This is a genomic window from Streptomyces sp. NPDC058308 (genome assembly GCF_042880275.1).
Taxonomy (GTDB): domain Bacteria; phylum Actinomycetota; class Actinomycetes; order Streptomycetales; family Streptomycetaceae; genus Streptomyces.
The window spans coordinates 176,947-198,582 of the sequence record NZ_JBHVZA010000005.1 but is presented as its reverse complement, the minus strand read 5'-3'; the positions used below and the strand labels follow the sequence as shown (position 1 = coordinate 198,582).

General features: G+C 71.9%; 20 protein-coding genes. 11 read left to right on the top strand and 9 right to left on the bottom strand.

What is annotated here, in order from left to right; all coding sequences use genetic code 11:
• Positions 1 to 45: 45 nt before the first annotated feature.
• Positions 46 to 651, top strand: a complete 606-nt coding sequence (locus ACFVYL_RS09960; protein ID WP_389714244.1) for a Uma2 family endonuclease — start codon at positions 46 to 48, stop codon at positions 649 to 651.
• A 58-nt stretch (positions 652 to 709) separates the two neighbouring features.
• Complete coding sequence (locus tag ACFVYL_RS09955; RefSeq protein WP_389714243.1) at positions 710 to 1,702, top strand: aldo/keto reductase; 993 nt, start codon at positions 710 to 712, stop codon at positions 1,700 to 1,702.
• Positions 1,703 to 1,889: 187 nt separating this feature from the next.
• On the opposite strand, the gene thpR is transcribed toward ACFVYL_RS09955, so the two are convergent.
• Positions 1,890 to 2,480: an RNA 2',3'-cyclic phosphodiesterase gene (thpR, locus tag ACFVYL_RS09950; protein ID WP_389714241.1), complete on the bottom strand. Its 591-nt coding sequence runs from the start codon at positions 2,478 to 2,480 to the stop codon at positions 1,890 to 1,892.
• A 23-nt stretch (positions 2,481 to 2,503) separates the two neighbouring features.
• Between thpR and ACFVYL_RS09945 the strand changes: the two genes are divergently transcribed.
• On the top strand, positions 2,504 to 3,034 hold the full coding sequence (locus ACFVYL_RS09945) for a GNAT family N-acetyltransferase (RefSeq protein ID WP_389714239.1): 531 nt from the start codon (positions 2,504 to 2,506) through the stop codon (positions 3,032 to 3,034).
• 173 nt (positions 3,035 to 3,207) lie between these two features.
• Here the strand turns inward: ACFVYL_RS09945 and ACFVYL_RS09940 are convergent, their stop codons facing one another.
• Both ACFVYL_RS09940 and ACFVYL_RS09935 read right to left on the bottom strand, forming a co-directional pair.
• Positions 3,208 to 4,554 (bottom strand): MFS transporter, encoded by a 1,347-nt coding sequence (locus ACFVYL_RS09940; protein ID WP_389714238.1) that lies wholly within the window; start codon positions 4,552 to 4,554, stop codon positions 3,208 to 3,210.
• 89 nt (positions 4,555 to 4,643) lie between these two features.
• Complete coding sequence (locus ACFVYL_RS09935; RefSeq protein ID WP_389714236.1) at positions 4,644 to 5,081, bottom strand: MarR family winged helix-turn-helix transcriptional regulator; 438 nt, start codon at positions 5,079 to 5,081, stop codon at positions 4,644 to 4,646.
• A 143-nt stretch (positions 5,082 to 5,224) separates the two neighbouring features.
• Here ACFVYL_RS09935 and ACFVYL_RS09930 point away from each other — a divergent pair, with 143 nt between their 5' ends.
• A complete protein-coding gene (locus tag ACFVYL_RS09930) occupies positions 5,225 to 5,407 on the top strand; it encodes a ribbon-helix-helix protein, CopG family (protein WP_389714235.1) in 183 nt (60 codons plus the stop codon).
• Positions 5,408 to 5,504: 97 nt separating this feature from the next.
• On the opposite strand, the gene ACFVYL_RS09925 is transcribed toward ACFVYL_RS09930, so the two are convergent.
• Positions 5,505 to 6,953: an NCS2 family permease gene (locus ACFVYL_RS09925; protein WP_389714233.1), complete on the bottom strand. Its 1,449-nt coding sequence runs from the start codon at positions 6,951 to 6,953 to the stop codon at positions 5,505 to 5,507.
• 200 nt (positions 6,954 to 7,153) lie between these two features.
• Between ACFVYL_RS09925 and ACFVYL_RS09920 the strand changes: the two genes are divergently transcribed.
• A complete protein-coding gene (locus ACFVYL_RS09920; protein WP_389714232.1) occupies positions 7,154 to 7,414 on the top strand; it encodes a DUF2530 domain-containing protein in 261 nt (86 codons plus the stop codon).
• 118 nt (positions 7,415 to 7,532) lie between these two features.
• Positions 7,533 to 9,938 (top strand): HAD-IC family P-type ATPase, encoded by a 2,406-nt coding sequence (locus tag ACFVYL_RS09915; protein ID WP_389714230.1) that lies wholly within the window; start codon positions 7,533 to 7,535, stop codon positions 9,936 to 9,938.
• 16 nt (positions 9,939 to 9,954) lie between these two features.
• Here ACFVYL_RS09915 and ACFVYL_RS09910 read toward each other — a convergent pair whose 3' ends face one another.
• The 3 genes from ACFVYL_RS09910 to ACFVYL_RS09900 form a co-directional block, all read right to left on the bottom strand.
• Positions 9,955 to 10,794, bottom strand: a complete 840-nt coding sequence (locus ACFVYL_RS09910; protein ID WP_389714228.1) for a DUF5707 domain-containing protein — start codon at positions 10,792 to 10,794, stop codon at positions 9,955 to 9,957.
• Between the two features lie 182 nt (positions 10,795 to 10,976).
• Entirely contained in the window at positions 10,977 to 14,282 is a 3,306-nt protein-coding gene (locus tag ACFVYL_RS09905; RefSeq protein ID WP_389714227.1) for a sacsin N-terminal ATP-binding-like domain-containing protein, read from the bottom strand.
• 319 nt (positions 14,283 to 14,601) lie between these two features.
• Positions 14,602 to 15,549 carry a DUF3027 domain-containing protein gene (locus ACFVYL_RS09900; RefSeq protein WP_389714225.1) on the bottom strand — a complete coding sequence of 316 codons (948 nt, stop codon included), beginning with the start codon at positions 15,547 to 15,549 and terminating at the stop codon, positions 14,602 to 14,604.
• Between the two features lie 851 nt (positions 15,550 to 16,400).
• On the opposite strand from ACFVYL_RS09900, the gene ACFVYL_RS09895 reads away from it, so the two are divergent.
• The 4 genes from ACFVYL_RS09895 to ACFVYL_RS09880 all read left to right on the top strand — a co-directional run bounded on the left by ACFVYL_RS09895 (position 16,401) and on the right by ACFVYL_RS09880 (position 20,047).
• Entirely contained in the window at positions 16,401 to 17,795 is a 1,395-nt protein-coding gene (locus tag ACFVYL_RS09895; protein ID WP_389714371.1) for an MFS transporter, read from the top strand.
• 140 nt (positions 17,796 to 17,935) lie between these two features.
• On the top strand, positions 17,936 to 18,445 hold the full coding sequence (locus tag ACFVYL_RS09890) for a DUF2771 domain-containing protein (protein ID WP_389714224.1): 510 nt from the start codon (positions 17,936 to 17,938) through the stop codon (positions 18,443 to 18,445).
• Complete coding sequence (locus ACFVYL_RS09885; protein WP_389714223.1) at positions 18,415 to 19,134, top strand: futalosine hydrolase; 720 nt, start codon at positions 18,415 to 18,417, stop codon at positions 19,132 to 19,134. Before ACFVYL_RS09890 ends, ACFVYL_RS09885 begins: the two co-directional genes overlap by 31 nt.
• Positions 19,115 to 20,047 carry a 1,4-dihydroxy-6-naphthoate synthase gene (locus ACFVYL_RS09880; RefSeq protein WP_389714221.1) on the top strand — a complete coding sequence of 311 codons (933 nt, stop codon included), beginning with the start codon at positions 19,115 to 19,117 and terminating at the stop codon, positions 20,045 to 20,047. The genes ACFVYL_RS09885 and ACFVYL_RS09880 overlap by 20 nt, the downstream gene beginning before the upstream one ends.
• Before the next feature lie 67 nt (positions 20,048 to 20,114).
• On the opposite strand, the gene ACFVYL_RS09875 is transcribed toward ACFVYL_RS09880, so the two are convergent.
• The gene (locus ACFVYL_RS09875) at positions 20,115 to 20,498 is read right to left on the bottom strand and encodes a cold-shock protein (protein ID WP_076685560.1); all 384 of its coding nucleotides are present in this window, start codon (positions 20,496 to 20,498) and stop codon (positions 20,115 to 20,117) included.
• A gap of 192 nt (positions 20,499 to 20,690) precedes the next feature.
• On the opposite strand from ACFVYL_RS09875, the gene ACFVYL_RS09870 reads away from it, so the two are divergent.
• Positions 20,691 to 20,942, top strand: coding sequence for a hypothetical protein (locus ACFVYL_RS09870; protein ID WP_389714219.1), 252 nt, complete (start codon positions 20,691 to 20,693; stop codon positions 20,940 to 20,942).
• Here ACFVYL_RS09870 and ACFVYL_RS09865 read toward each other — a convergent pair.
• Positions 20,935 to 21,564, bottom strand: coding sequence for an HAD family hydrolase (locus tag ACFVYL_RS09865; RefSeq protein ID WP_389714218.1), 630 nt, complete (start codon positions 21,562 to 21,564; stop codon positions 20,935 to 20,937). The two genes, ACFVYL_RS09870 and ACFVYL_RS09865, sit on opposite strands and share 8 nt — an antisense overlap.
• Positions 21,565 to 21,636: the final 72 nt, after the last annotated feature.

The window sequence follows — 21,636 nt, the reverse complement described above, 5'->3', positions numbered from 1 at the left end:
TGCGCGGCCGCACTCGACCGAGGGCAGTCGGGGAGGAGCGCCACGATGACCGTCGTAGAGACCGACAGGATCGAGATGGCTGAGAACGGCGACAGGAACGCCTTGGACGTGATGTTCAAAGCGCTCGGGCGAGACCACTTCCTCGAAGGCTACCGAATCGAGATCGTCGGGGGAGCCGTCTTCATGACGCCGCAACGGAACACGCACTGGCAGATTATTCGCAGGATCGTCCGAGCCCTGGAGGACAGGTTCGGCATGAATGTGATGGTGCTCTCCGACGTGCGCATCGATTTCCCCGGAGGCCAGAACGGCTTCTGCCCGGACGTGGCGAAACTGCGGGATGACGCAGAGTGGACCCATGAGCGCGGTTGGCGCTACGAGGACATCGAATTTGTCGCCGAGGTCATCTCCAAGGGAACTGCCGAGAACGACTACTACGCCAAGAAGTACGCGTACGCGGCAGCCGGAATCCCTGCCTACCTGATCGTCGATCCGTACGAGGGGCGGTGCCACCTCTACACCCAGCCCAAGGAGAGCGACAACGGCATCGACTACACCAGCGAACTTCCCTTCTCCTTCGGCTACGAAGTCGACCTGACCTGCACACCGGCCGACCTCATCCTCAAGACCGGCGATTTCCCCCGCGACTGACCGCCCCTGCCACCCACCCCTTGCCTAGAGCCCACTCCACCCCTTTGGGTGGATCACCATGAGGTACACGCAGCTGGGACGCACGGGGCTCAAGGTCAGCCGGCTCACGCTCGGCACCATGAACTTCGGGCCGCTCACCAACGAACCCGACAGCCACACGCTCATGGACTCCGCGCTCGACGCGGGCGTCAACTACTTCGACACCGCCAACGTCTACGGACAGAGCGCGGGCAAGGGCCGCACCGAGGAGATCCTCGGCACCTGGTTCACCCAGGGAGGCGGCCGCCGCGACAAGGTCGTCCTCGCCACCAAGGTGTACGGGAACATGACCCCGAACGGGGAGACCCCGTGGCCCAACCACGACCGGCTCTCCGCGCTCAGCATCCGCCGCGCCGTCGAAGCCAGCCTCAAGCGGCTGCAGACCGACCACATCGACATCTACCAGTTCCACCACATCGACCGGCAGACGCCGTTCGAGGAGATCTGGCAGGCCGTCGACGTACTCGTACGGCAGGGCAAGATCCTCTACGCCGGGTCCTCCAACTTCCCCGGCTACAAGATCGCCCAGGCCAACGAGACCGCACGGCGGCTCGGCGGTTACGGCCTCGTCAGCGAGCAGTGCCTCTACAACCTCGCCGCCCGCGATGCCGAGATGGAGGTCATACCGGCATCCGAGGAGTACGGCCTCGGCGTCATCCCGTGGTCGCCGCTGCACGGCGGACTGCTCGGCGGCGTGCTGAAGAAGGAGGGCGAGGGCTCGCGCCGCACCGGCGGACGCGCCGCCGCCGAGCTCGCCAAGCCGGAGGTGCGCGCGCGGGTCCAGGCGTACGAGGACCTGCTCGACAAGCACGGCCTCGAACCCGGCGAGACCGCCCTCGCCTGGCTGCTCACCCGGCCCGGTGTCACCGCGCCGATCGTCGGCCCGCGCACGGCCGAGCAGCTCGACTCCGCGCTGCGCGCCGTCGAGCTGGAGCTGTCCGAGGAGGTCCTCGACGCGCTGGACGAGATCTTCCCCGGTCCCGGGCCTTCCCCGGAGTCCTTCGCCTGGTGATCCGGGGGAGACACGGGTAGCGGCCCGCGTCGGCCAGGGCCCTGCTGACGGACCGCCTCGACCTCGCGGAGATCCGTCAGCAGGGGCCTAACCGCCGACCGCGGCCGCCACCGCCACCACGATGAACATCAGCACGAGCACACCGGCCATGATCCGGTTTCTGGTTTTCGGGTCCACGTGGTCGAGGTTAACCGGCGCCGTCCGGCGCCCCCGCGCCGCCTCCCAGTGACCAGCGTCCCACCACCTCGTAGCGAGGCCGCTCCCCCGGCACCCCGCTCCGCGGCAGATTGCTGCGGACCAGCGTCAGCTCCCCCACGGTCCACGCGGTGCCCCGGAAGGCGCCGAGCTCATCGGCGTACGGACCCAGAGCCGTCTCGCCCCGGCCGCGCGCCAGCGTCAGGTGCGGGCGGTAGTTCCGGTGCTCCTCCATCGTCACGCCCGCCTTGCGCGCCGCCGCGTCCGCACGCCGGGCGAGCAGCCGCAGCGCGGCGACGTCTCCGGTGACACCGGCCCACAGCGCCCGGTCGCCGAAGTGCCCGCCGCCACGCAGGGCGAGGGAGAAGGGCGGCGTGCGGTGCGCGGCCCGCGCCAGGCGGGCGGCCAGGTCCGGCACCACCGCGTCGTCGGCCTCCGCCATGAAGGCGAGCGTGAAGTGCCAGCCGTCACGGGCCGTCCAGCGCAGCTCGTCGGCGCCGGGCAGCCGCTTCAACGCGCTTGCGGCGGCGGCCAGTTCGCGGGTCGCGGAGTCCGGCGGGAGGACCGCGGCGAAGAGTCTCATGAGGGTGACGCTAGCCTCCCTCCATGACAGACACGGAGGCCATGAGGATCAGGCGGGGCGGGGTCGACGACATACCGGCGATCATCGCCCTCTTCGACGGCGCGGTGGAGTGGCTGGCCGCGCAGGGCCGGACCGGGCAGTGGGGCACGAAGCCCTGGTCGGGCAACCCCAGGGCCGTCGCGATGGTCGAGAAGTACGTGACGACGGGCGAGCCGTGGATCGCCGAGATCGACGGCGCCGTGGCGGGCACGCTGACGCTCACCGACGGGCCCGGCGGCGACTACATTCCCGAGGCCGACGAGCCGGAGCGCTACATCCACATCCTCGCCGCCGACCGCACCCGCCACGCCGGCCGCGGGGTGGGCCGCGCCCTCCTCGCACACGCGGTGGAGGAGACCCGCAGACAGGGAGTGTCCCTGCTCCGGGTCGACTGCTACGCGGGCGACGACGGCAAGCTCGTCGCGTACTACGAGTCCAACGGCTTCACGCCGACCGAGCCCTTCACGGGCCCGGACGGCACCTGGCCGGGGCAGGTCCTGGCCCGCCGCGTCTGACCGCTGCGACCCCGCCCCACGGCACCGGCACCGGCGTCAGCAGAGGCTCCGCGCCGACGCAGGCACAGCACGTGACGCAAGCGCCGCCCCGGCACCGTGCGGACGAGCGAGACGAGCAAGCGGCAGGCACCGGCCCCGTGGGCCCGTGGACCCGCGTTGCCCGCCGCACGGCGCTACGCCGCGGCCGCCAGCTCCCGTTCCCTGGGGACGAACTGCACGTGCTGGTGGCCCCGGCGCAGGTCCACCTTCAGCCGGAGGTTCGCCGCGCGGGCCAGCATCAGGCCGACGCCGACCGCGGCGAGCGCGCAGACGAGTCCGCCGGCGGCCATGCTGATCCGGACGCCGTAGGCGTCGGCGAGCCAGCCGAAGAGCGGGCCGCCCAGCGGCGTGCCGCCGGTGAAGACCATCATGAACAGCGACATGACGCGGCCCCGCATCTCGGGGTCGGTGGCCATCTGCACCGAGGAGTTGGCGGTGACGTTCACCGTCAGGCCGAGGATGCCGATCGGCACGATCAGCGCGACGAACATCCACAGCTCGGGCGCGCACGCGGCCACGATCTGCAGCACACCGAAGGCGGTGGCCGCCCCGGCGAGGAGCCGCAGGCGCGAGGTGCCGCGGCGGGCCGCGAGCAGCGCGCCGGCCAGCGAACCGATCGCCATCAGGGTGTTGAACAGCCCGTACATCCCCACGCCGCCGTGGAAGATGTCGTCCGCGAAGGCGCTCAGCCAGATCGGGAAGTTGAAGCCGAAGGTGCCGATGAAGCCGACGAGGACGATCGGCCAGATCAGCTCGGGGTTCTTCGACACATAGTTCAGGCCCTCCCTCAGCTGGCCCTTGCCGCGCGGCGTGCGCGGCGTGCGGTGCAGCTCGCTCGTCCGCATCAGCAGCAGGCCGGTGAGCGGCGCGAGGAAGGACAGGCCGTTGGCGAGGAACGCCCAGCCGGGCCCGACGGCGGCGGTCAGCGCGCTCGCCACGGCGGGGCCGACGAGGCGGGCGGACTGGAAGTTGGCGGAGTTCAGCGAGACGGCGTTGCGGACCTGGTCGGGTCCCACCATCTCGGACACGAAGGACTGCCGCGTCGGGTTGTCGACGACGGTGACGAGGCCGGTGAAGAAGGCCGCGACGTAGACGTGCCAGACCTGGACGTTGCCGGTCAGGGTGAGGGCCGCGAGGAAGAGCCCGCTGAGGCTCATCGCGCCCTGGGTAAGGAAGAGCAGGTTCCGCTTGGCGAAGCGGTCGGCGATCACGCCGCCGTACAGGCCGAGCAGCAGCATCGGCAGGAACTGCATGGCCGTGGTGATACCGACGGCCGCGGAGGATCCGGTCAGGCTCAGGACCAGCCAGTCCTGGGTGATGCGGGCCATCCAGGTGCCGGTGTTGGAGACGACCGCGCCGGTCGCGAAGAGCCGGTAGTTACGGATCTTCAGCGAGCTGAACATCGAGGTCTTGTGGGGGCGGGCGGTCGGGTCGAGGGCGGTTGGTGCGGGGGCGGAGTCTGCTCCGGATCCCGTACTCAAAGTGCGTTCGCCTCCTTGGCGTACGTACGGCTCCCGCGGGTCGGCGGGAGTGCCCGCGGGGCGCCGCGGGGCTTGGCGTCAGAAGGGCCCTAAAGGTGCGCGAGCTTCTCCAGTACGGGAGCGGCGGCGCGCAGCCGCGCCCACTCGTCCTCGTCGAGGTGCTCGGTGAGCGAGGCCAGCCAGGCGTTCCGCTTGCGGCGGCTCTCTTCGAGCATGGCCTCGGCGGTCTCCGTCTGGGTCACCACCTTCTGGCGGCGGTCCTCGGGGTGCGGCTCCAGCCGGACCAGGCCCTTCGCCTCGAGCAGGGCGACGATGCGGGTCATCGACGGCGGCTGCACGTGCTCCTTGCGGGCGAGTTCACCCGGGGTGGCGGAGCCGCAGCGGGCAAGGGTGCCGAGCACCGACATTTCGGTGGGGCTCAGCGACTCGTCGACCCGCTGGTGCTTGAGTCGACGGGAAAGGCGCATCACAGCGGAGCGCAAGGCGTTCACGGCGACGGCATCGTCACCATGGGAGAGGTCCGGCATGGTTGTTAGCGTAACTCATTACCCTAGCTAAAGACCACTCGGATTCCCGCACTGCGGGCGGCGAACCCTTTCGTCACCCGAACGAGTGAGGCGGCGCCGAAAAGCGACGCACCGGCCGCCGGGCGCCCGGGACCCTGTCACGCATGGGATCGCCAGTGCTCAGCCTGCGCATAGACGGTGAGCTGCTCGACCGGCTCCGACAGCACGCGGCCAAAAGAGGAATGAGCGTCCAGGACTATGTGGTCCGGACGCTCATTCGCGACGACTTCGACGAACGGTTCGCGACATCCGTCGAGGAGACGGAGAAGTTCTACGGGGTGGCGTAACCGCCCCTGCGGGCCTCGGGCGGGCGTAACGGCCGCCGCGGGCCTCGGGCGGGCATAACCGCCCCCGCGTGCCTCGGGCAGGGTTCGCGCTCGCGCCTTACGTCAGGTTCAGCGCCGGCATCAGGTAGTAGAAGGCGAACACGGCCGACACCACGTACATCGCGACCGGCACCTCCCGGGCGCGCCCGGCCGCGAGCCGCAGCACGGTGAAGGTGATGAAGCCCATGCCGATGCCGTTCGTGATCGAGTACGTGAACGGCATCATCAGCATCGTCACGAACGCCGGGATCGCGATCGTGTGGTCCGCCCAGTCGATCTGCCGGATGGATCCGGACAGGATCAGGAAGCCGACCGCGAGCAGCGCGGGCGTGGCCGCCTGGGACGGGACCATCGTGGCGAGCGGCGTGAGGAACAGCGCGACGGCGAAGAGCCCGCCGGTGACGACGTTCGCGAAGCCCGTACGGGCCCCCTCGCCGACGCCCGCCGTGGACTCCACGAAGCAGGTGGTGGCGGAGGAGGACGAGGCGCCGCCGGCGGCGACCGCGATGCCGTCGACGAAGAGCACCTTGTTCATGCCGGGCATGTTGCCCTTGGAGTCGGTCAGGCCGGCCTCGTCGCCGATGCCCATGATCGTGCCCATCGCGTCGAAGAAGCACGAGAGCAGCACGGTGAAGACGAAGAGGACGCCGGTCAGGACACCGACCTTGCCGAAGCCGCCGAAGAGGCTGATCTGGCCGACGAGCCCGAAGTCGGGCGCCGAGACGGGGTTGCCGGGCCACTCCGGCGTCGTCAGGCCCCAGGAGGGGATGTCCGCGGCGGCGTTGATGATCATCGCGACGGCCGTCATGACGACGATGCTGATGAGGATGGCGCCCGGCACCTTGCGCACGAGGAGCGCCAGGGTGAGCAGCACGCCGAGCACGAAGACGAGGACGGGCCAGCCGTTGAGGTGTCCGTCGCCGCCGAGCTGGAGCGGGACGGTGGTGTGCGCGGCGTCCGGCATGCGCGAGACGAAGCCGGAGTCGACGAGGCCGATCAGCATGATGAAGAGGCCGATGCCGATGGCGATGCCCTTGCGCAGGCCGAGCGGCACGGCGCTCATGACCCGTTCCCGCAGCCCTGTCGCGACGAGCAGCATCACGACGAAGCCGGCGAGGACGACCATGCCCATGGCGTCGGGCCACGACATGCGGGGCGCGAGCTGGAGGGCGACGACGGTGTTCACGCCGAGGCCTGCGGCCAGCGCGATCGGGACGTTGCCGATGACACCCATGAGGAGCGTGGTGAAGGCGGCGGTCAGCACGGTCGCGGTGACCAGCTGCTTGTTGTCGAGCTGATGCCCGTACATGTCCTTCGCGCTGCCCAGGATGATCGGGTTGAGCACGACGATGTAGGCCATCGCGAAGAAGGTGGCGAAGCCGCCGCGGACCTCACGGGCCAGGGTCGAGCCGCGCTCGGAGATCTTGAAGAAGCTGTCGAGCCCGTTCTGCGGGGGCTTCGGCGGCTCCTTGCTGGCGTCGACCGGGGCAGTGGCCGAGGAAGGCATGCGGGACCTCGTGAACTCAGAGAAGGGAAAGATCGTTAAGCGGCGATTCCTGATTGCCTTGTGTGTTCTTACGAAAGCAATCGGCCATTAACGAGCCGTTTCAGTATGAATACATGAGACAGAAATCGCTATCTCCGCGCGTAGACCCTTGCGGGGCAACGGGTGTACGGGACGCCCACCCCTCCTCGTAAGGTGTACTCATGGCGAAGTGGACCCCACAGCACGAGGCGCCGGAGCCCCTTGAGGGCCCCGTGGTCGCCACCATCACGGGCGGCACGATCCTCTGGTTCGTCCTCTTCCTGGTCCAGCTGCCGTTCTACGGCTGGTTCGACGACCGCGACGCGACGTGGTGGGTGTGGACCTGCCTGGCCGGCGCGGGCCTCGGCCTCATCGGCATCTGGTACGTGCGGGGACGCGACGCGGCGATCAAGCGCGCGGAGGCGGCACAGCCCCGGCCCTGACGCGTACAACCACCCGCCCCTGACGCGTACAACCAGGGGACGGGTCACGTCCTCCCCTGGTCGGATCTTCGGGACATTCAAGGGGTGAAGCCCCACAACCACGCTTACCGTCGAATGCATGACGCATATCGACGCGGGCGCCGAACTCGACCCGGTCCACCCGGTGCCGCCCCCCGAGGGGCGCGCCACGGGGCTGACCGCAGCGGAGGTCGCCGAGCGGGTGGCCCGCGGCGAGATCAACGACGTACCCGTACGCAGCTCCCGCTCCCTGAGCGAGATCGTCCGGGCCAACGTCTTCACCCGGTTCAACGCGATCATCGGCGTGCTCTGGGTGATCATGCTCTTCGTGGCACCGATCCAGGACAGCCTCTTCGGCTTCGTGATCGTCGCCAACACCGGCATCGGCATCCTCCAGGAGTGGCGCGCCAAGAAGACCCTGGACTCCCTCGCCGTCATCGGCGAGGCCAAGCCCACCGTCCGGCGCGACGGCAGCGCCGCCGAGATCTCCGCCTCCGAGATCGTCCTCGGCGACCTGGTGGAGCTCGGCCCCGGCGACAAGATCCCGGTGGACGGCGAGGCCGTCGAGACCGACAGCCTGGAGGTCGACGAGTCGCTCCTGACCGGCGAGGCCGACCCGGTCGTCAAGAAGCCCGGCGACAGGATGATGTCGGGCTCCTTCGTGGTCGCGGGCGGCGGCGCGTTCACCGCCACCAAGGTCGGCCGCGAGGCGTACGCGGCCCAGCTCGCCGAGGAGGCGAGCCGCTTCACGCTCGTCCACTCCGAGCTGCGCACCGGCATCTCCACGATCCTCAAGTACGTGACGTGGCTGATGGTCCCGACCTCCATCGGCCTGGTGATCTCCCAGCTCGTCGTCAAGGACGACAACTTCAAGGAGTCCATCGCGTACACGGTGGGCGGCATCGTCCCGATGATCCCCGAGGGCCTGGTCCTCCTCACCTCCGTGGCCTTCGCGATCGGCGTGATCCGGCTCGGCCGCCAGCAGTGCCTCGTCCAGGAACTCCCCGCCATCGAGGGCCTCGCCCGCGTCGACACGGTCTGCCTCGACAAGACCGGCACCCTCACCGAGGGCGGCATGGACGTCACCGAGCTGCGCCCGCTGAACGGCGGCGACGAGACGTACGTACGCAAGGTCCTCGGCGCCCTCGGCGAATCCGACCCGCGCCCCAACGCCTCGCTCCAGGCGATCATCGACGCCTACCCGGACAGCGAGGAGTGGCGCTGCACGGAGTCCCTGCCCTTCTCCTCCGCCCGCAAGTACAGCGGCGCCTCCTTCAGCGAGGGCGACGGCACCACGTCGACCTGGCTGCTCGGCGCCCCCGACGTGCTGCTGCCCGACGGCGACCCGTCCCTCGCCGAGATCGAGGAGCTCAACCGGCAGGGCCTGCGCGTCCTGCTGCTCGCCCGCGCGGCCGGCAGCGACCTCGACGACCCCGGTGCGGCCGAGCGGGCGGAGGCGAGCGCCCTGGTCGTCCTGGAGCAGCGGCTACGCCCCGACGCCGCCGACACCCTGCGCTACTTCGCGGAGCAGGACGTCGCCGCCAAGGTCATCTCCGGCGACAACGCCGTCTCGGTCGGCGCGGTCGCGGGCAAGCTCGGCCTGTCCGGCGCCGAGAACACGGTGGACGCCCGCAAGCTGCCCACCGAGCGGGACGGGATGGCGCAGGCCCTGGACGAGCACACCGTCTTCGGCCGGGTCACCCCGCAGCAGAAGCGCGACATGGTGGGCGCCCTGCAGTCGCACGGCCACACGGTCGCGATGACCGGGGACGGCGTGAACGACGTCCTGGCGCTCAAGGACGCCGACATCGGCGTCTCGATGGGCTCGGGCTCGGAGGCCACCCGGGCGGTCGCCCAGATCGTGCTCCTCAACAACAGCTTCGCGACGCTGCCCTCGGTGGTCGCGGAGGGCCGCCGGGTCATCGGCAACATCACGCGCGTCGCCACGCTGTTCCTGGTGAAGACCGTCTACTCGGTGATCATCGCGCTGCTCGTGGTCTGCTCACAGGTCGAGTACCTCTTCCTGCCGCGCCACCTGACGCTGCTCTCCACCCTCACCATCGGCATCCCGGCCTTCTTCCTCGCCCTCGCCCCCAACAAGGAGCGCGCGAAGCCGCACTTCGTCCGCAGAGTCATGCGGTACGCGATCCCGGGCGGCGTGATCGCGGGTGTCGCCACCTTCGTGACGTATCTGCTCGCCCGCCACCACTACGAGGGCGCGGGCGCGCGGGAAGCCGAGACCAGCGCGGCGACCCTGGCGCTGTTCCTGATCGCCATGTGGGTGCTCGCCATCATCGCCCGCCCCTACACGTGGTGGCGGATCTGCCTGATCGGCGCGATGGGTCTCGGCTTCCTGCTCGTCCTGACCGTGCCCTGGCTCCAGGACTTCTTCCAGCTGAAGCTGGTGGGCACGACGATGCCGTGGGCGGCGGTCGCGATAGCGGCGGTGGCCTCGCTGGCTGTCGAGGCCGTCTACCGCTGGGTGGGCCGCCGCTTCCCGGCGTAGGCCGTTCTCGGGGGAACTAGCGGACGTCGACGAAGTCGCTGGCCGACGTCACGGCCGGGGTGGTGGAGGTACCGGCGAAGACGTACCGGAAGTAGCCGTCGGCGGAGGCCGTCACCGTGGTCTTCAGGTTGCCCTTGGTGTCGGACTTGACCGTCTTGAGGGTGGTGTAGCTGCCGGCACCCTTCTTCTTGTACTGGAGCTGCACGTTCTGCTTGGTGTAGCCGGCGTACTTGCTGGTGTCCCAGTTGGCACGGGTGAGGGCGCCGCTGACCGTGAGGGTCTTGCCCTTCTTGACGGGCTCGGGGGAGGCGTTGGTGGTGAGGCGGGCGGCGCGCTTCACCGAAACGCTGGTCGGGTATGCGTCCTTGGAGACGTAGTCGCCGTCGTTCCCCTGTGCCAGCGCCCAGACCTTCCACTTGCCGGCCAGGACGTTGCCGTAGATGTTCGACTTCGGGTCGGCGACGACCGTCACGGTGCAGGTGGACGTGGTCTCGTTCACGACCTTGCAGTCACCGGTCTCCGAGCTGGGGACCATCGAACCGTCGATGTGGTTCCGGTCGAAGGCCGTGCCGTGCCACAGGAGCGCCTTGCCGTCCTTGATGCCGGACGGGTCCGTCGCGGTGACGGCGATCTTGAGCGTCTTCTTGACGGAGGTGCCGACCACGATGTCCTTGCCACCGTTGACGGCGATCTCCGTGATGACGGTGTCGCCCACGTCGGCATTCGACCGGGCCTCAGCGGCGAGGGAGGCCGACTTCGGGATGGGCGGGCCGTCGACGGCCTGGGCGGCCGGGACGGCGAGTGCGGAAAGGGCCAGGGTGCCGGACAGTGCGGCCACGGTGGCACGGATGCGCATGTGTTTCCCCAAGTGGAGAAGGGGGGCCCGCGGTGCGTCGCACGCCGTCACGCGGGGTCCCAGTGATCTAGGAGTCTGTTGACTCGCAAGATCAGACTCGTGACACGTGTGACTGGTTGTACGGCAGGTGAAGAAAATGTGACCGCCGGCCCGGAGAGCCGGCGGTCACCCGGGCCAACAGGTCAGTCGAACCAGCGGTCCCGCGCCAACTCCGCCGTCCGCGAGGGATCTTCCAGCAGCGCCGCCACTTCGAAGCGGCGCGGCCACTGGCCCGCCGCCCAGGCGAGACCCGCCGCCACGCCCTCCAGCGTCGCCGCGTGCACCGCGCCGTCCGGGGTGCGGCGCCAGTCCAGTTCCACGCCGCCCGCGATCAGTTCGTCGTGCTCGATGTACGTCTCCGGGGCCGTCGGCCCCAGCAGGATCCGCACCGCTTCGGGCACCGCGTGCTCGACGCCCTCCCCCGACGGCTCGACGGCCGCCGTCTCACTGAGCCGCCGCACCTGGAAGAGCTCGGCCAGATCGCCCGCCCTGCCGGGCTGTACGGGCAGCAGCGCCACGCCACCGGCCAGCGGGAGCAGGTCGGGGGCGTCGGCGACCACCGCGTCCGCCGCGTCGACCACCACGACCTCGCCGTCCACCACCGCGCGCAGCTCGTCCGGAAGCGTCACCCGGTCCGGGTCGAGGTCGGCCAGCGCGCCGTACAGCGCGTGCAGTTGGGCTGGGGAAACGGTCCTCTCCGGGTCCGCGAGCCGGTCGAGCAGCTCGGCCGCGCCGCCCGGCTCCTCCAGGAGGGCGCCGACGGACGTCCGTACGCCCAGCGCCCGCAGCACCTGCTCGTCCCCGAAGCCGGTCGCGTCCGCCGCGTCGTACAGGCCCACGAGCAGCGGATCGCCGCCCTCCGCCCGCAGCCCGGCGGGCCGTCGGCCGTCAAGGACCGGATGCCCGCGCAGCCACCACGCCGTGTACGAACGGACCGTCTCCGTCGTACCGTCCGGAAGGAGCACCCGCAGCGGCTGCGTCAGCGCGTCCCGCAACGGCGGGCGCGACAGCATCGCCAGGGCCTGCGGCCAGCAGTCGTCGTCGACCAGATCGAGATCCCGTACGGCGACGATCTCCGTCGCCACCGGCGGCACGGGGGTGTCGGGCAGCCGGTCGAGCACGTCCTCGCACCACACGTCCACCGCGTCGAGGAGCCCCGCGTCGTCCGGCTCGGCGAAGTCGCCCTCGCGCGGCTCCAGTTCGTCGGGGTCGAGCACGACGTCGGAGGCCCGTACGAGGGCGAAGGTGGCGAGCACACCACAGGCGGCGAGGGGCCGCTCGCCCCAGCGCTCCGCCAGCTCCTGGTCGACGAGGGCCAGCTCGTCCTCCCGCATGACCTGGGCGAAGGCGCTGCCCGGCAGCACCAGCTCACCGGCCGGGGCGAGCTCGCCCTCCTCGTCGGGCAGCGCGAGCGCGGCCAGCCACGGCTCGTCGCCCGGCGCGAGGTTCGCGTCCCGCACGAGCGCGAGCACGACGTCCGCCAACTCCTCGGCGTCCAGCGCCTCCTCGTCCCACGTGTCGTCGTCGAGGGACGCGGCCACGGCCGTCCGGACCTGCGGTGTCCTGAGGACGGCCCGCGGCGTCGCGGGCAGCGCGCCGAGCTTCTCCAGGAGCGGGTGGACGGCTTCGGGGTGGGCGATCTTCAGTCCGAGGCGGGCAAGGACGGCGGGGTCGGGGCCGCCCGCGTCCCCGCCACCGGGGGCGGGGAGCAGCACCTGCCGGGGCCCGATCGTCGTACGCACGCTCCGGGCGCCGAAACCGGCGGCGCTCCCGGGCCCGAAGTCCGTGCCACCTTCGAAGTCCGTGCCACCTTCGGAGTCCGTGCCACCTTCGGAGTCCATGCCGTCGGGGCCGACCGGGCCGCTCCCTGCGCCGAAGCCCGTAGGGGCTCCCCCGGCCAGCGGCACCGGCAGCCCCGAGAGTCGGTCCGGGTCCACCCCGGCCAGGGTGTCGTAGAGCCGCCGCCACCACTCCGGCGCCCGGTCGATGCCCGCGAGCCGGTCGATCGCCTCGGTCAGCGGCACCCGGGCCACCCCGAGCGTGCGCAGCTCGGCGCGGCGCTCCAGACCCGCGGGCAGCAGGCTCGGCAGGACCTCGGCGAGCACCCGGACCGTATCGGCCCCGGCACCCTCCACGACTTCCGCGTCACGCGGCCGCAGCGCTTCCGGCAACTCGTCCTCGTCGCCCTCGGCGCGGGGCAGCGCGGGCGGCAGGAAAGCGGTGCGGGGCAGCCGCGCCAGGATGCCCTGCCGCAGCGCGCCGTCCAGCTCGCTCCTGCCCAACGGCCCCGGCACGAGAGCGATGATGCCCTCGGTCACCGGCCGCCACCCGTCGAGGAGTTCGGCGTACGCGTCCGCCGCCCGCTCCACCAGGAAGTCGGTCAACGGCCCCGGCGCGGCATGCCGCCGGGCGGTGTCGAGCGGGAACGACGCGATGAGCAGCGCCGGTACCCCCAACGGCTCGTCGCTCGGCGTCGGCGCGTGCACCACGGGGGTCGTGCGGAGCCGCTCCGGAGCGCCGTCGGGCCCCACGGGCACGGCCCAGGTCACCGACCAGTGCGGCCGCAGCCGCTCCTCGACGGGCCGGTCCTTCAGAAGCGCGGCGTCCAGCGGACCGCGCGCGGCGGCGGTGCGCCAGCGCGTCGTGCCGTCACGGCTGTCCTCGACCACGGTGTACGGGGCCTCGACGCGGCGGCGCAGCGTGCGCGTCCCGCCGTCCGGGGTCTCGATGCGGACTTCCGCCAGGCCGGGCAGGGCCAGGAGCAGCGCGTCGTCGACACCGTCGAGCAGCCGGGCCACCAGGTCCTCGGCCGCGGCGTCGCGCAGCGGCAGGATGACGACGGTGTCGTAGCCGTCGGGGGCGGTGCCCTCGGCGGCGAAGGGCAGCCGCAGGAGCGGCACGTGCCCGTCCCTGCGCCGGATCTCGTCCCCGAGCCCCGGGCTGAACCGGGCGGTCTCCGCGGCCAGTTCGCGCGCCTCGGACAGCGACCAGCGGATGCCGCCGGTGCGCCCGACGACGGCCGGCTCGTCGGTCACGGCGAGCACGGCGGCGAAGCCGACGCCGAAACGGCCGACGCTGCCCGGGGCGCCGGTCCGCGCGTCGGCAACTTCCTCGTGCTGTCGCTTGGCGGACGCCCGGAGGGTGGAGAGGGACTCGACGCCGGTGGCGTCGAGGGGGGCGCCGCTGTTCGCGGCGGCGAGGACCCCGCCGCGCAGGGTCAGCGCCAGCCGGCCGGGCACGCCCGCGCGGGCGGCGGCGTCCGAGGCGTTCTGGGCCAGCTCCACGACGAGGCGGTCGCGGTAGCCGCCGAGGGCCAGGTCCTCCTCGGCGTTCGCGTCCTCACGGAACCGGGCCGGGGCCGCGGCCCACGCGTCGAGGACTCCGCGGCGGAGGCGGGCGGTGCCGAAAGGGTCGGTGCCCTCGGCCGCCGGCCGCACGGACTTGCTCACGGTCGTCTCTCTTCTCTGCGTCGGCACCCGTTACGGGGAGGCGTGCTTGTGCCCTGCGGCGAACGGTACCGCGCAGAAACCGGCGGGCGGGCGGGGAGAACGCCGTGGGGCGGCGACGCGTGGGGGATGCGGCGCGGGTCGCCCGGGGAACGCTCCCGCAGGTCCACACGGCGCGAAGCGACCCACCGGGCGCAGCCCGGACCTGCCGTGCCGCGGGCGCGGGGCGCCGGGTACCGGGCGCCGCGTACCGGACGCCGGGTACCGGGCGTCGCGTACCGGACGCCGGGCGCGCAAGGCACCCCGCCCCCGTCGCCGATACCTACGAGTGGCCGAGGTCCTCGCTCGGGCCCTCCACGCTCACCGAGCCCGAATCCGCCGCGGGCCGCAGCGGAAGCACGTCCACCCGCGTCTCGTCCAGGACGGGCGGCGCGGGCCGCGGCGGCTTCGGCATGACCGCGGCCTCCGAGTGCCCACCGCACCCGTACGACAGGGAGACGACCTGCCCGTCCGCGGGCCCGAACTCATTGGCGCAGATACCGAACGCCTGCCCGAGCGAACCGCCGATCCGTACGAGAAAGCCACAGCTGACACACGCCGCGGGCGCCGCCTGCGCCATCGCGGTCTTCGCGCCGTGCGCCTCGTCCCAGCGGTCGGCGGCGACGTGCAGGCCGTAACGCGACAGGACGCGTGCGCGCCGCATGCCCAGTTCGTCGGCGACCGCCGCGATCGAGCCGCGGGCCGGCTGGACCGGCAGTTCGGCGGGCGAGGCGGCCGTGACCTCGGCGTCCTCTGCCTCGACGAGCTCGGCCATCTCCTGAGACACGACGGAGTTCGGCGGCGGCTCCTCCTCGCCGGAGTAGCCGGGCTCCAGGCGAAGGTCCTCGGCGTCGGTCGGCAGCAGGTCGCCCGGGCCCATGTCACCGGGGCGGAGCCGCTCGTTCCACGGCACCCACTCGGGGGCGAGCAGGGCGTCGGGGCCGGGCAGCAGCACGGTCTCGTCGAGCGTGACGACCTTCGCCCGCGAGGCGCGGGCGACCGTCACGGCCCAGCGCCAGCCGCGGTAGCCGAAATCCTTGCACTCGAAGAGGTGGGTGACGACCCGGTCGCCTTCCACCAGGACCTCGACGTGCTCACCGACCACACCGGGCGCGGCGGTCTCCTCCGCCGCGGCGCGTGCCAGGCCGACCGCCTCGGCGCACAGGCGGTCGGGGGTACGCGGGGTACGCGGGGTGCGCGGGGTACGGCTTCGCGTTGTCGCTGCGCTCACAAGTATCGCTTCTCTCCTACGCCGTCTCACGAGTGCGCCACCCTTACGCGGGGGTACGGACGGAGCGGACCAGAGGGCCGCGTCAACGTCCGCGCCCGACGTTCTGGGGCGCGCCTACGTCACCCATTCTGCGGGATGACCGAGAGGCGCGCGGCCAAGAACAACCGCCGCAGGCGCGCTACGCACGCTACCTTCTCCTGGCCCCTGGGCCTACACCGACGTACGCCACGGCGCCCCGAGCCGCCCTTCGGCCCGTCCCCTCCCCCACATTTCCACCCCCGACACGCCACCCCCCGATCCTCACTCCACTCCGCCCTCTCCCCGGCGCCTCCGCCCCCGTCACGCCCCCCTCAAGCCTCCCTTCGCCCCCGCCCATGCCCCGGCACCTCCGCCCCTCAAGCCGCACTTCGCTCCCGCCCACGCCCCCGGCATTTCCGCCCCCGGCACGCCATCCCTCCGAGCCCCCGCTCCGCGGGGTTTCCCCCACCCACCCGCCCTTTTCCCCGGTGGGGGCGGGCGGGAGGCACTCCGCCACTCGGAGTGCCAGAACATCGCGGCGGGGGCAGAGCACCGCCCTACCCCACCCCGCCGCGAAGCGGCAAGGCCCCTACGCCCACCCCACGACGCGGGGCAAACGGGCGGGCGGGCGGGAAACCCGCCGCGGAGCGGCGAAGCACCCCACCACACAGGGGTTCAGCACCCCGCCCCACCCCGCCGCGAAGCGGCGACGCACCCCACCCCGGTGACCCCCCGCCGCGGAGCGGCGGAGAAAGCCCGCACGGCTCACAGCCAGTATTCGCACTAGCCGCCCCCCAAGAGGGCACTATGACGGAGTGGCCCCCACCAGGTCGATATCCGTAGGAACCGTCTCGCCGGGCCCGGCGAGACGGACCGCGCGTGCGCTGGGCCGCGCCCTGCACCTCCCGTTCACCGGCACCGCCCGCGGCATCCGCAAGGCCACCCACGCCCACGGAGCGGGCGAGTCGGGGCTCGGCAAACTCATCGAACTGCACGCGGTGAACGGCGCGGGCGACGTGATGATCACGGTCGCCCTCGCGTCCACCGTGTTCTTCTCGGTGCCGACGGACGAGGCCCGCGGCCGCGTCGCGCTCTACCTCGCCATCACGATGGCCCCGTTCACGCTCCTCGCCCCGGTCATCGGCCCGCTCCTGGACCGCCTCCCGCACGGCCGCCGGGCCGCGATGGCGGGGGCGATGCTGGCGCGCGCCCTGCTCGCCCTCGTGCTGTCGGGCGCGGTCGTGACGGGCGGCGTGGAGCTCTATCCGGCCGCGCTGGGCGTACTCGTCGCGTCCAAGGCGTACGGGGTGGTCAGAAGCGCCGTCGTACCGCGTCTCCTGCCGCCCGGGTTCTCCCTCGTCAAGGCGAACTCGCGGGTCACTCTCGGCGGTCTCCTCGCCACGGCCGTCGCGGCCCCCGCGGGGGCCGGGCTGCAGGCGCTCGGCCCGCGCTGGCCGCTGTACGGCGCCTTCGTGATCTTCGTCTCGGGGATGTTCCTGTCCTTCTCGCTGCCGCGGAAGGTCGACTCGTCGAAGGGCGAGAGCAAGGCGCTGCTCGCCGCCGACGAGGAGCATCTGCACCTGCACGCCCGCGCGCGGGCCGCGGACGACACCACTCGCGGCAAGCGCATGGGGCTGCGCACGGTCGGCCCGGCCGTGACCCACGCCCTCGGGGCGAACGCGGCGCTGCGCTGCCTCTCCGGTTTCCTCATCTTCTTCCTCGCGTTCCTGCTGCGCGAGCACCCGCTCGCGGGGCAGAGCGCGGCCGTCTCGCTCGGCATAGTGGGCGTCTCGGCGGGCGCGGGCAACGCGCTGGGCACGGCGGTCGGCGCCTGGCTGAAGTCGCGGGCGCCGGAGCTCATCATCGTGACGGTCGTCGCCGTGGTCCTTGGCGTGGCGGTCATGGCCACGCTGTTCTTCGGGGCGGTGGGGGTGGCCTGTCTCGGCGCGTGTGCGGGCTTCGCGCAGGCGCTGTCGAAGCTGTCTCTGGACGCGCTGCTTCAGCGGGACGTCCCTGAGCAGGTCCGCACGTCCGCGTTCGCCCGTTCCGAGACGCTGCTCCAGGTGGCCTGGGTGATCGGCGGCGGTGTCGGTATCGCCCTGCCGCTGGTGGGGACGCTCGGCATGTCGGTGGCGGCCGGGATCGTCGCGGTGGGCTGGCTCTCGACGGTCCGCGGGCTCCTCGCCTCGTCCCGGCGCGGTGGCTCGCGGCGCGCCCGGGTGGTGTGAGACGGGTACCGGCGGGTGTGGGGCGAGTGCGGCACGGCACCCCGTGCCCCCGTCCAACGGCACGCCCGCGACCCCGCGCAACGGCACGCCCGTGACCCCCGCGTAACGGCACCCCCCGGCGCGCCCGATAGCCTTCGCCCATGACCTCCCTGCTCCGCGGCGGAGCCGCGAATGTGTACCGCGCGGCACGCCGCCGCCGCACCGTGGCCGCGCTTGGCGCCGTCTCCGCCGGACTCCTCGTCCTCTCCGCCTGTGACAAGCCGACGCCGCTGGCCACCGTGACCGTCGGCAGCGACTCGGTGAACAGCGAAGCCTCCTGCTACAACGACGGCAAGGAGCTGGAGCAGTCGCAGCTCAAGTCCTGCCTGCAGGACAAGGACGTGAAGTCCATCAAGGTCGACCCCGATGAGAAGGTCCGCTTCGGCGTCGACCCGGAGGTGGCCGACAAGGGCTGGACCCTGCTGATGAACGGTCAGCCGCTGACCGAGGCCAGCAAGAAGACGTACGTCGTCATCCCGGGCAGCGTCTTCTTCAACCAGCAGTACGGCGGTGGCGGCGACAAGTCGACCGTCAGCCTCCTCGAGGGCGGCAAGGGTTCCACGTCGAAGGCCACGGGTCTGTGGTCGTTCAAGTTCGAGAAGGACTCCTGACCCCGCGCGTCCTCGTGGCCACCGCGGTCCCCGCCGAACGGGACGCGGTGGCCGGGGCGCTGTCCGGGGCCGGCCTCGGCCCCGGCGTACTCGACGCGGACGTCCTGGCCGTCGGTGTGGGTCCGGCCGCCGCCGCGGCGGGCACGGCGACCGCGCTCGCCCGTGCCGCCGCGGACCGCCCCTACGGCCTGGTCGTCTCGGCCGGCATCGGCGGCGGTTTCCCGCCCCACGCCCCCGTCGGCTCGCTCGTCGTCGCCGACGAGATCACCGTCGCCGACCTGGGCGCCGAGACCCCCGGGGGCTTCGCGCCCGTCACCGAGCTGGGCTTCGGCGCCGTCACTCACCGTCCGCCGCGTTCCCTCGTACGGGAAGCGGCCGACGCCTGCGGTGCCGCGACCGGCACCGTCCTCACCGTCTCCACCGTGACCGGCTCGGCCGAGCGCGCCGCCGAGCTGCTGCGGCGCCATCCGCGCGCCCTGGCCGAGGCGATGGAGGGTTTCGGGGTCGCCGAGGCGGCCGCCCTGCACGGGCTGCCCGTCCTGGAGATCCGCGCGGTCTCCAATCCCGTCGGCCCGCGCGACCGCGCCGCCTGGCGGATCGGCGAGGCGCTGACCGCGCTGGGCGACGCGTTCGGGAAGTGCGCGCCGGTACTGAGGAGTTGGAACACACATGGCATCCCACAAGACTGAGTCCCCAGCGGCCCCCCTGGACCGCCCCCTGCGCATCGCGTACTCGCCGTGCCCCAACGACACGTTCGTCTTCGACGCCTGGGCGCACGGCCGGGTGCCGGGCGCGCCCCGGCTCGACGTCACGTTCGCGGACATCGACATCACGAACGGCATCGCGGAACACGCCGCGGCCCGGCACTCCCCGGCGCCCCCGGCCCCGCCCGCCACGGACCTGGACCTCGACGTCCTGAAGGTGTCGTACGCGGTCCTCCCGTACGTCCTGGACGAGTACGCGCTGCTGCCCTGCGGCGGCGCCCTCGGCCGGGGCTGCGGCCCACTGGTGCTGACCCGGGAGCCGGGCGTCGACCTCACCGGGAAGACCGTCGCGGTGCCCAGCGAGAAGTCGACGGCGTATCTGCTCTTCCGGCTGTGGGCCGCGGACACGCTGTCCGACGGGGGCGTCGGCGAGATCGTGGTGCTGCCCTTCGACCAGATCATGCCCGCGGTGCGCGACGGCAAGGTCGACGCGGGCCTGGTGATCCACGAGGCCCGCTTCACGTACCGGAACTACGGCCTGCACCGTCTCGCCGACATGGGCGAGCACTGGGAGGCCACGACCGGGCTGCCGATCCCGCTGGGCGCCATCATCGCGAAGCGGTCACTGGGCACGGAGGTGCTGCGCTCCCTCGCGGACGTCACGCGCGCCTCGGTCCGCATGGCGTGGGACGACCCGGAGGCCTCCCGCCCGTACGTCCTGGAGCACGCCCAGGAGATGGACCCGGCGGTGGCGGACCAGCACATCGGCCTGTACGTCAACGAGTTCACGGCCGATCTCGGCGAGGACGGCTACGCGGCGGTCCGCGGCCTGCTGACCCGCGCCGCGGCCGAGGGACTCGTACCGCCCCTCGGCCCGGACGCGCTGTCGTTCCCCTAGATTTCCCCTGGACGCCCTGGCGTTCCCCTAGCGGAATTCGAGCGGCTCTCCCCGGGGACCGGACCCGCTATACGTCGAGTTGGTCCGCGACCGCCCGCAGCAGCCCCGCGATCTTCGCGCCGGACGCCTTGTCGGGGTAGCGGCCCTTCTCCAGCATGGGTGTGATGTTCTCGAGCAGTGTCGTCAAGTCCTGGACGATCGAGGCCAGTTCGTCGGGCTTGCGGCGCTGCGCGGCCGCCACCGACGGGGTCGGGTCGAGAATCGCCACCGAAAGGGCCTGGTCACCGCGTTGTCCCGCGACCACGCCGAATTCCACGCGCTGGCCGGGCTTGAGTGTGTCGACGCCGGCGGGCAGTACTGAGGAGTGCACGAAGACGTCGCCGCCGTCGTCGCGGGAGAGAAAGCCGAAGCCCTTCTCGCTGTTGAACCACTTGACCTTGCCGGTAGGCACGTGAAGTCCTCGTCCTCGTACTCGTCGTACTCGTCTATGCCGTCTCCGCCCGTCCGGTACGACGGGTCGAAAACGGCTCTGGATAGCACTACAGCGGGTCGCCCGACCCGCCGGCACCAAGACTATTGGTCCGGGGCCCGGTGACAAGACGTCCCCGGATTCTTCCTTCGCGCTGGGAACTACCCTGGTCGGGTGCGTGACAAAACCCAAGCGAATTCCGCCGGACCGGGCGATGGAATGGTCCGGACCGGAGCAATCGTCTTCTTCGTCGGAGCCGTGGCCACACTGGTCACGGTGGCCCCGCTCTTCCTGGGCACCGATCCCTTTCCGTCCATCGCCTACGCGGTGTGCATGCTGATGGGCGTCGGCTTCCTCATCGCCGCCGCCGGCGTGCTGCGCGGCATCGCCTTCCAGCGGCGCCGGGCCAGGTCAGGCACTAGCTAGCGGCGCCCCGCGCGACGTACCCGTCGAGCCAGGCGGGGAACTCCGCGAGCCCGCCGAGGACGACGTCCGCGCCCGCCGCGCGCAGTTCCGCTGCGTCGCACGGTCCGGTCGCCACCGCGACGGACAGCGCGCCCGCCGTACGCGCGCCGCGTACATCACCGGTGTGGTCCCCGACGTACACCGCCGCGCCGTACTCGCGCAGCGCCTCGGCCTTCGCCTCCGCCCACAGCCAGCCGATCACGGCGTCGGCCTCGATGCCGAGGTGCGACAGGTGGAGCTTCGCGTTGGGCTCGTGCTTGGCGGTCACCACGATCGCGCGCCCGCCGTGCGCGCGGACCGCGGCGACGGCCTCACGGGCACCGGCCATCGCGAGCGTCGGCGCGATGGCGTGTGTGGTGTAGATCTCACGGTAGAGGTCGCCCGTCTCCTGGATCTTCTCCTCCGGAAACCAGTTCCTCAGTTCCTCCTCCAGGGGCGGGCCGAGCCGCGTCACCGCCAGGTCGGCATCGACGTACGTCCCCGTCTCCGCGGAAAGCGCCTGATAGGCGGCCTTGATACCGGGCCGGGAGTCGATCAGGGTCATGTCGAGGTCGAAGCCGACGGTCAGCGTGTGTGAGCTCATGAGCCCATTCTGCCGACGGCGGGCCCCCGGCCCGCCCCTAGACTTAGCCTCGCCTTACCGAGCCACGTCATG

Bases quoted from the DNA above. Each gene is read 5' to 3' on its own strand.
- ACFVYL_RS09945 (WP_389714239.1), top strand. From the start codon at position 2,504: ATGACAGACACGGAGGCCATGAGGATCAGGCGGGGCGGGGTCGACGAC.
- ACFVYL_RS09925 (WP_389714233.1), bottom strand. From the start codon at position 6,953: ATGCCTTCCTCGGCCACTGCCCCGGTCGACGCCAGCAAGGAGCCGCCG.
- ACFVYL_RS09955 (WP_389714243.1), top strand. From the start codon at position 710: ATGAGGTACACGCAGCTGGGACGCACGGGGCTCAAGGTCAGCCGGCTC.
- ACFVYL_RS09920 (WP_389714232.1), top strand. From the start codon at position 7,154: ATGGCGAAGTGGACCCCACAGCACGAGGCGCCGGAGCCCCTTGAGGGC.
- ACFVYL_RS09935 (WP_389714236.1), bottom strand. From the start codon at position 5,081: ATGCCGGACCTCTCCCATGGTGACGATGCCGTCGCCGTGAACGCCTTG.
- ACFVYL_RS09915 (WP_389714230.1), top strand. From the start codon at position 7,533: ATGACGCATATCGACGCGGGCGCCGAACTCGACCCGGTCCACCCGGTG.
- ACFVYL_RS09910 (WP_389714228.1), bottom strand. From the start codon at position 10,794: ATGCGCATCCGTGCCACCGTGGCCGCACTGTCCGGCACCCTGGCCCTT.
- ACFVYL_RS09865 (WP_389714218.1), bottom strand. From the start codon at position 21,564: ATGAGCTCACACACGCTGACCGTCGGCTTCGACCTCGACATGACCCTG.
- ACFVYL_RS09930 (WP_389714235.1), top strand. From the start codon at position 5,225: ATGGGATCGCCAGTGCTCAGCCTGCGCATAGACGGTGAGCTGCTCGAC.
- thpR (WP_389714241.1), bottom strand. From the start codon at position 2,480: ATGAGACTCTTCGCCGCGGTCCTCCCGCCGGACTCCGCGACCCGCGAA.
- ACFVYL_RS09880 (WP_389714221.1), top strand. From the start codon at position 19,115: ATGGCATCCCACAAGACTGAGTCCCCAGCGGCCCCCCTGGACCGCCCC.
- ACFVYL_RS09960 (WP_389714244.1), top strand. From the start codon at position 46: ATGACCGTCGTAGAGACCGACAGGATCGAGATGGCTGAGAACGGCGAC.
- ACFVYL_RS09890 (WP_389714224.1), top strand. From the start codon at position 17,936: ATGACCTCCCTGCTCCGCGGCGGAGCCGCGAATGTGTACCGCGCGGCA.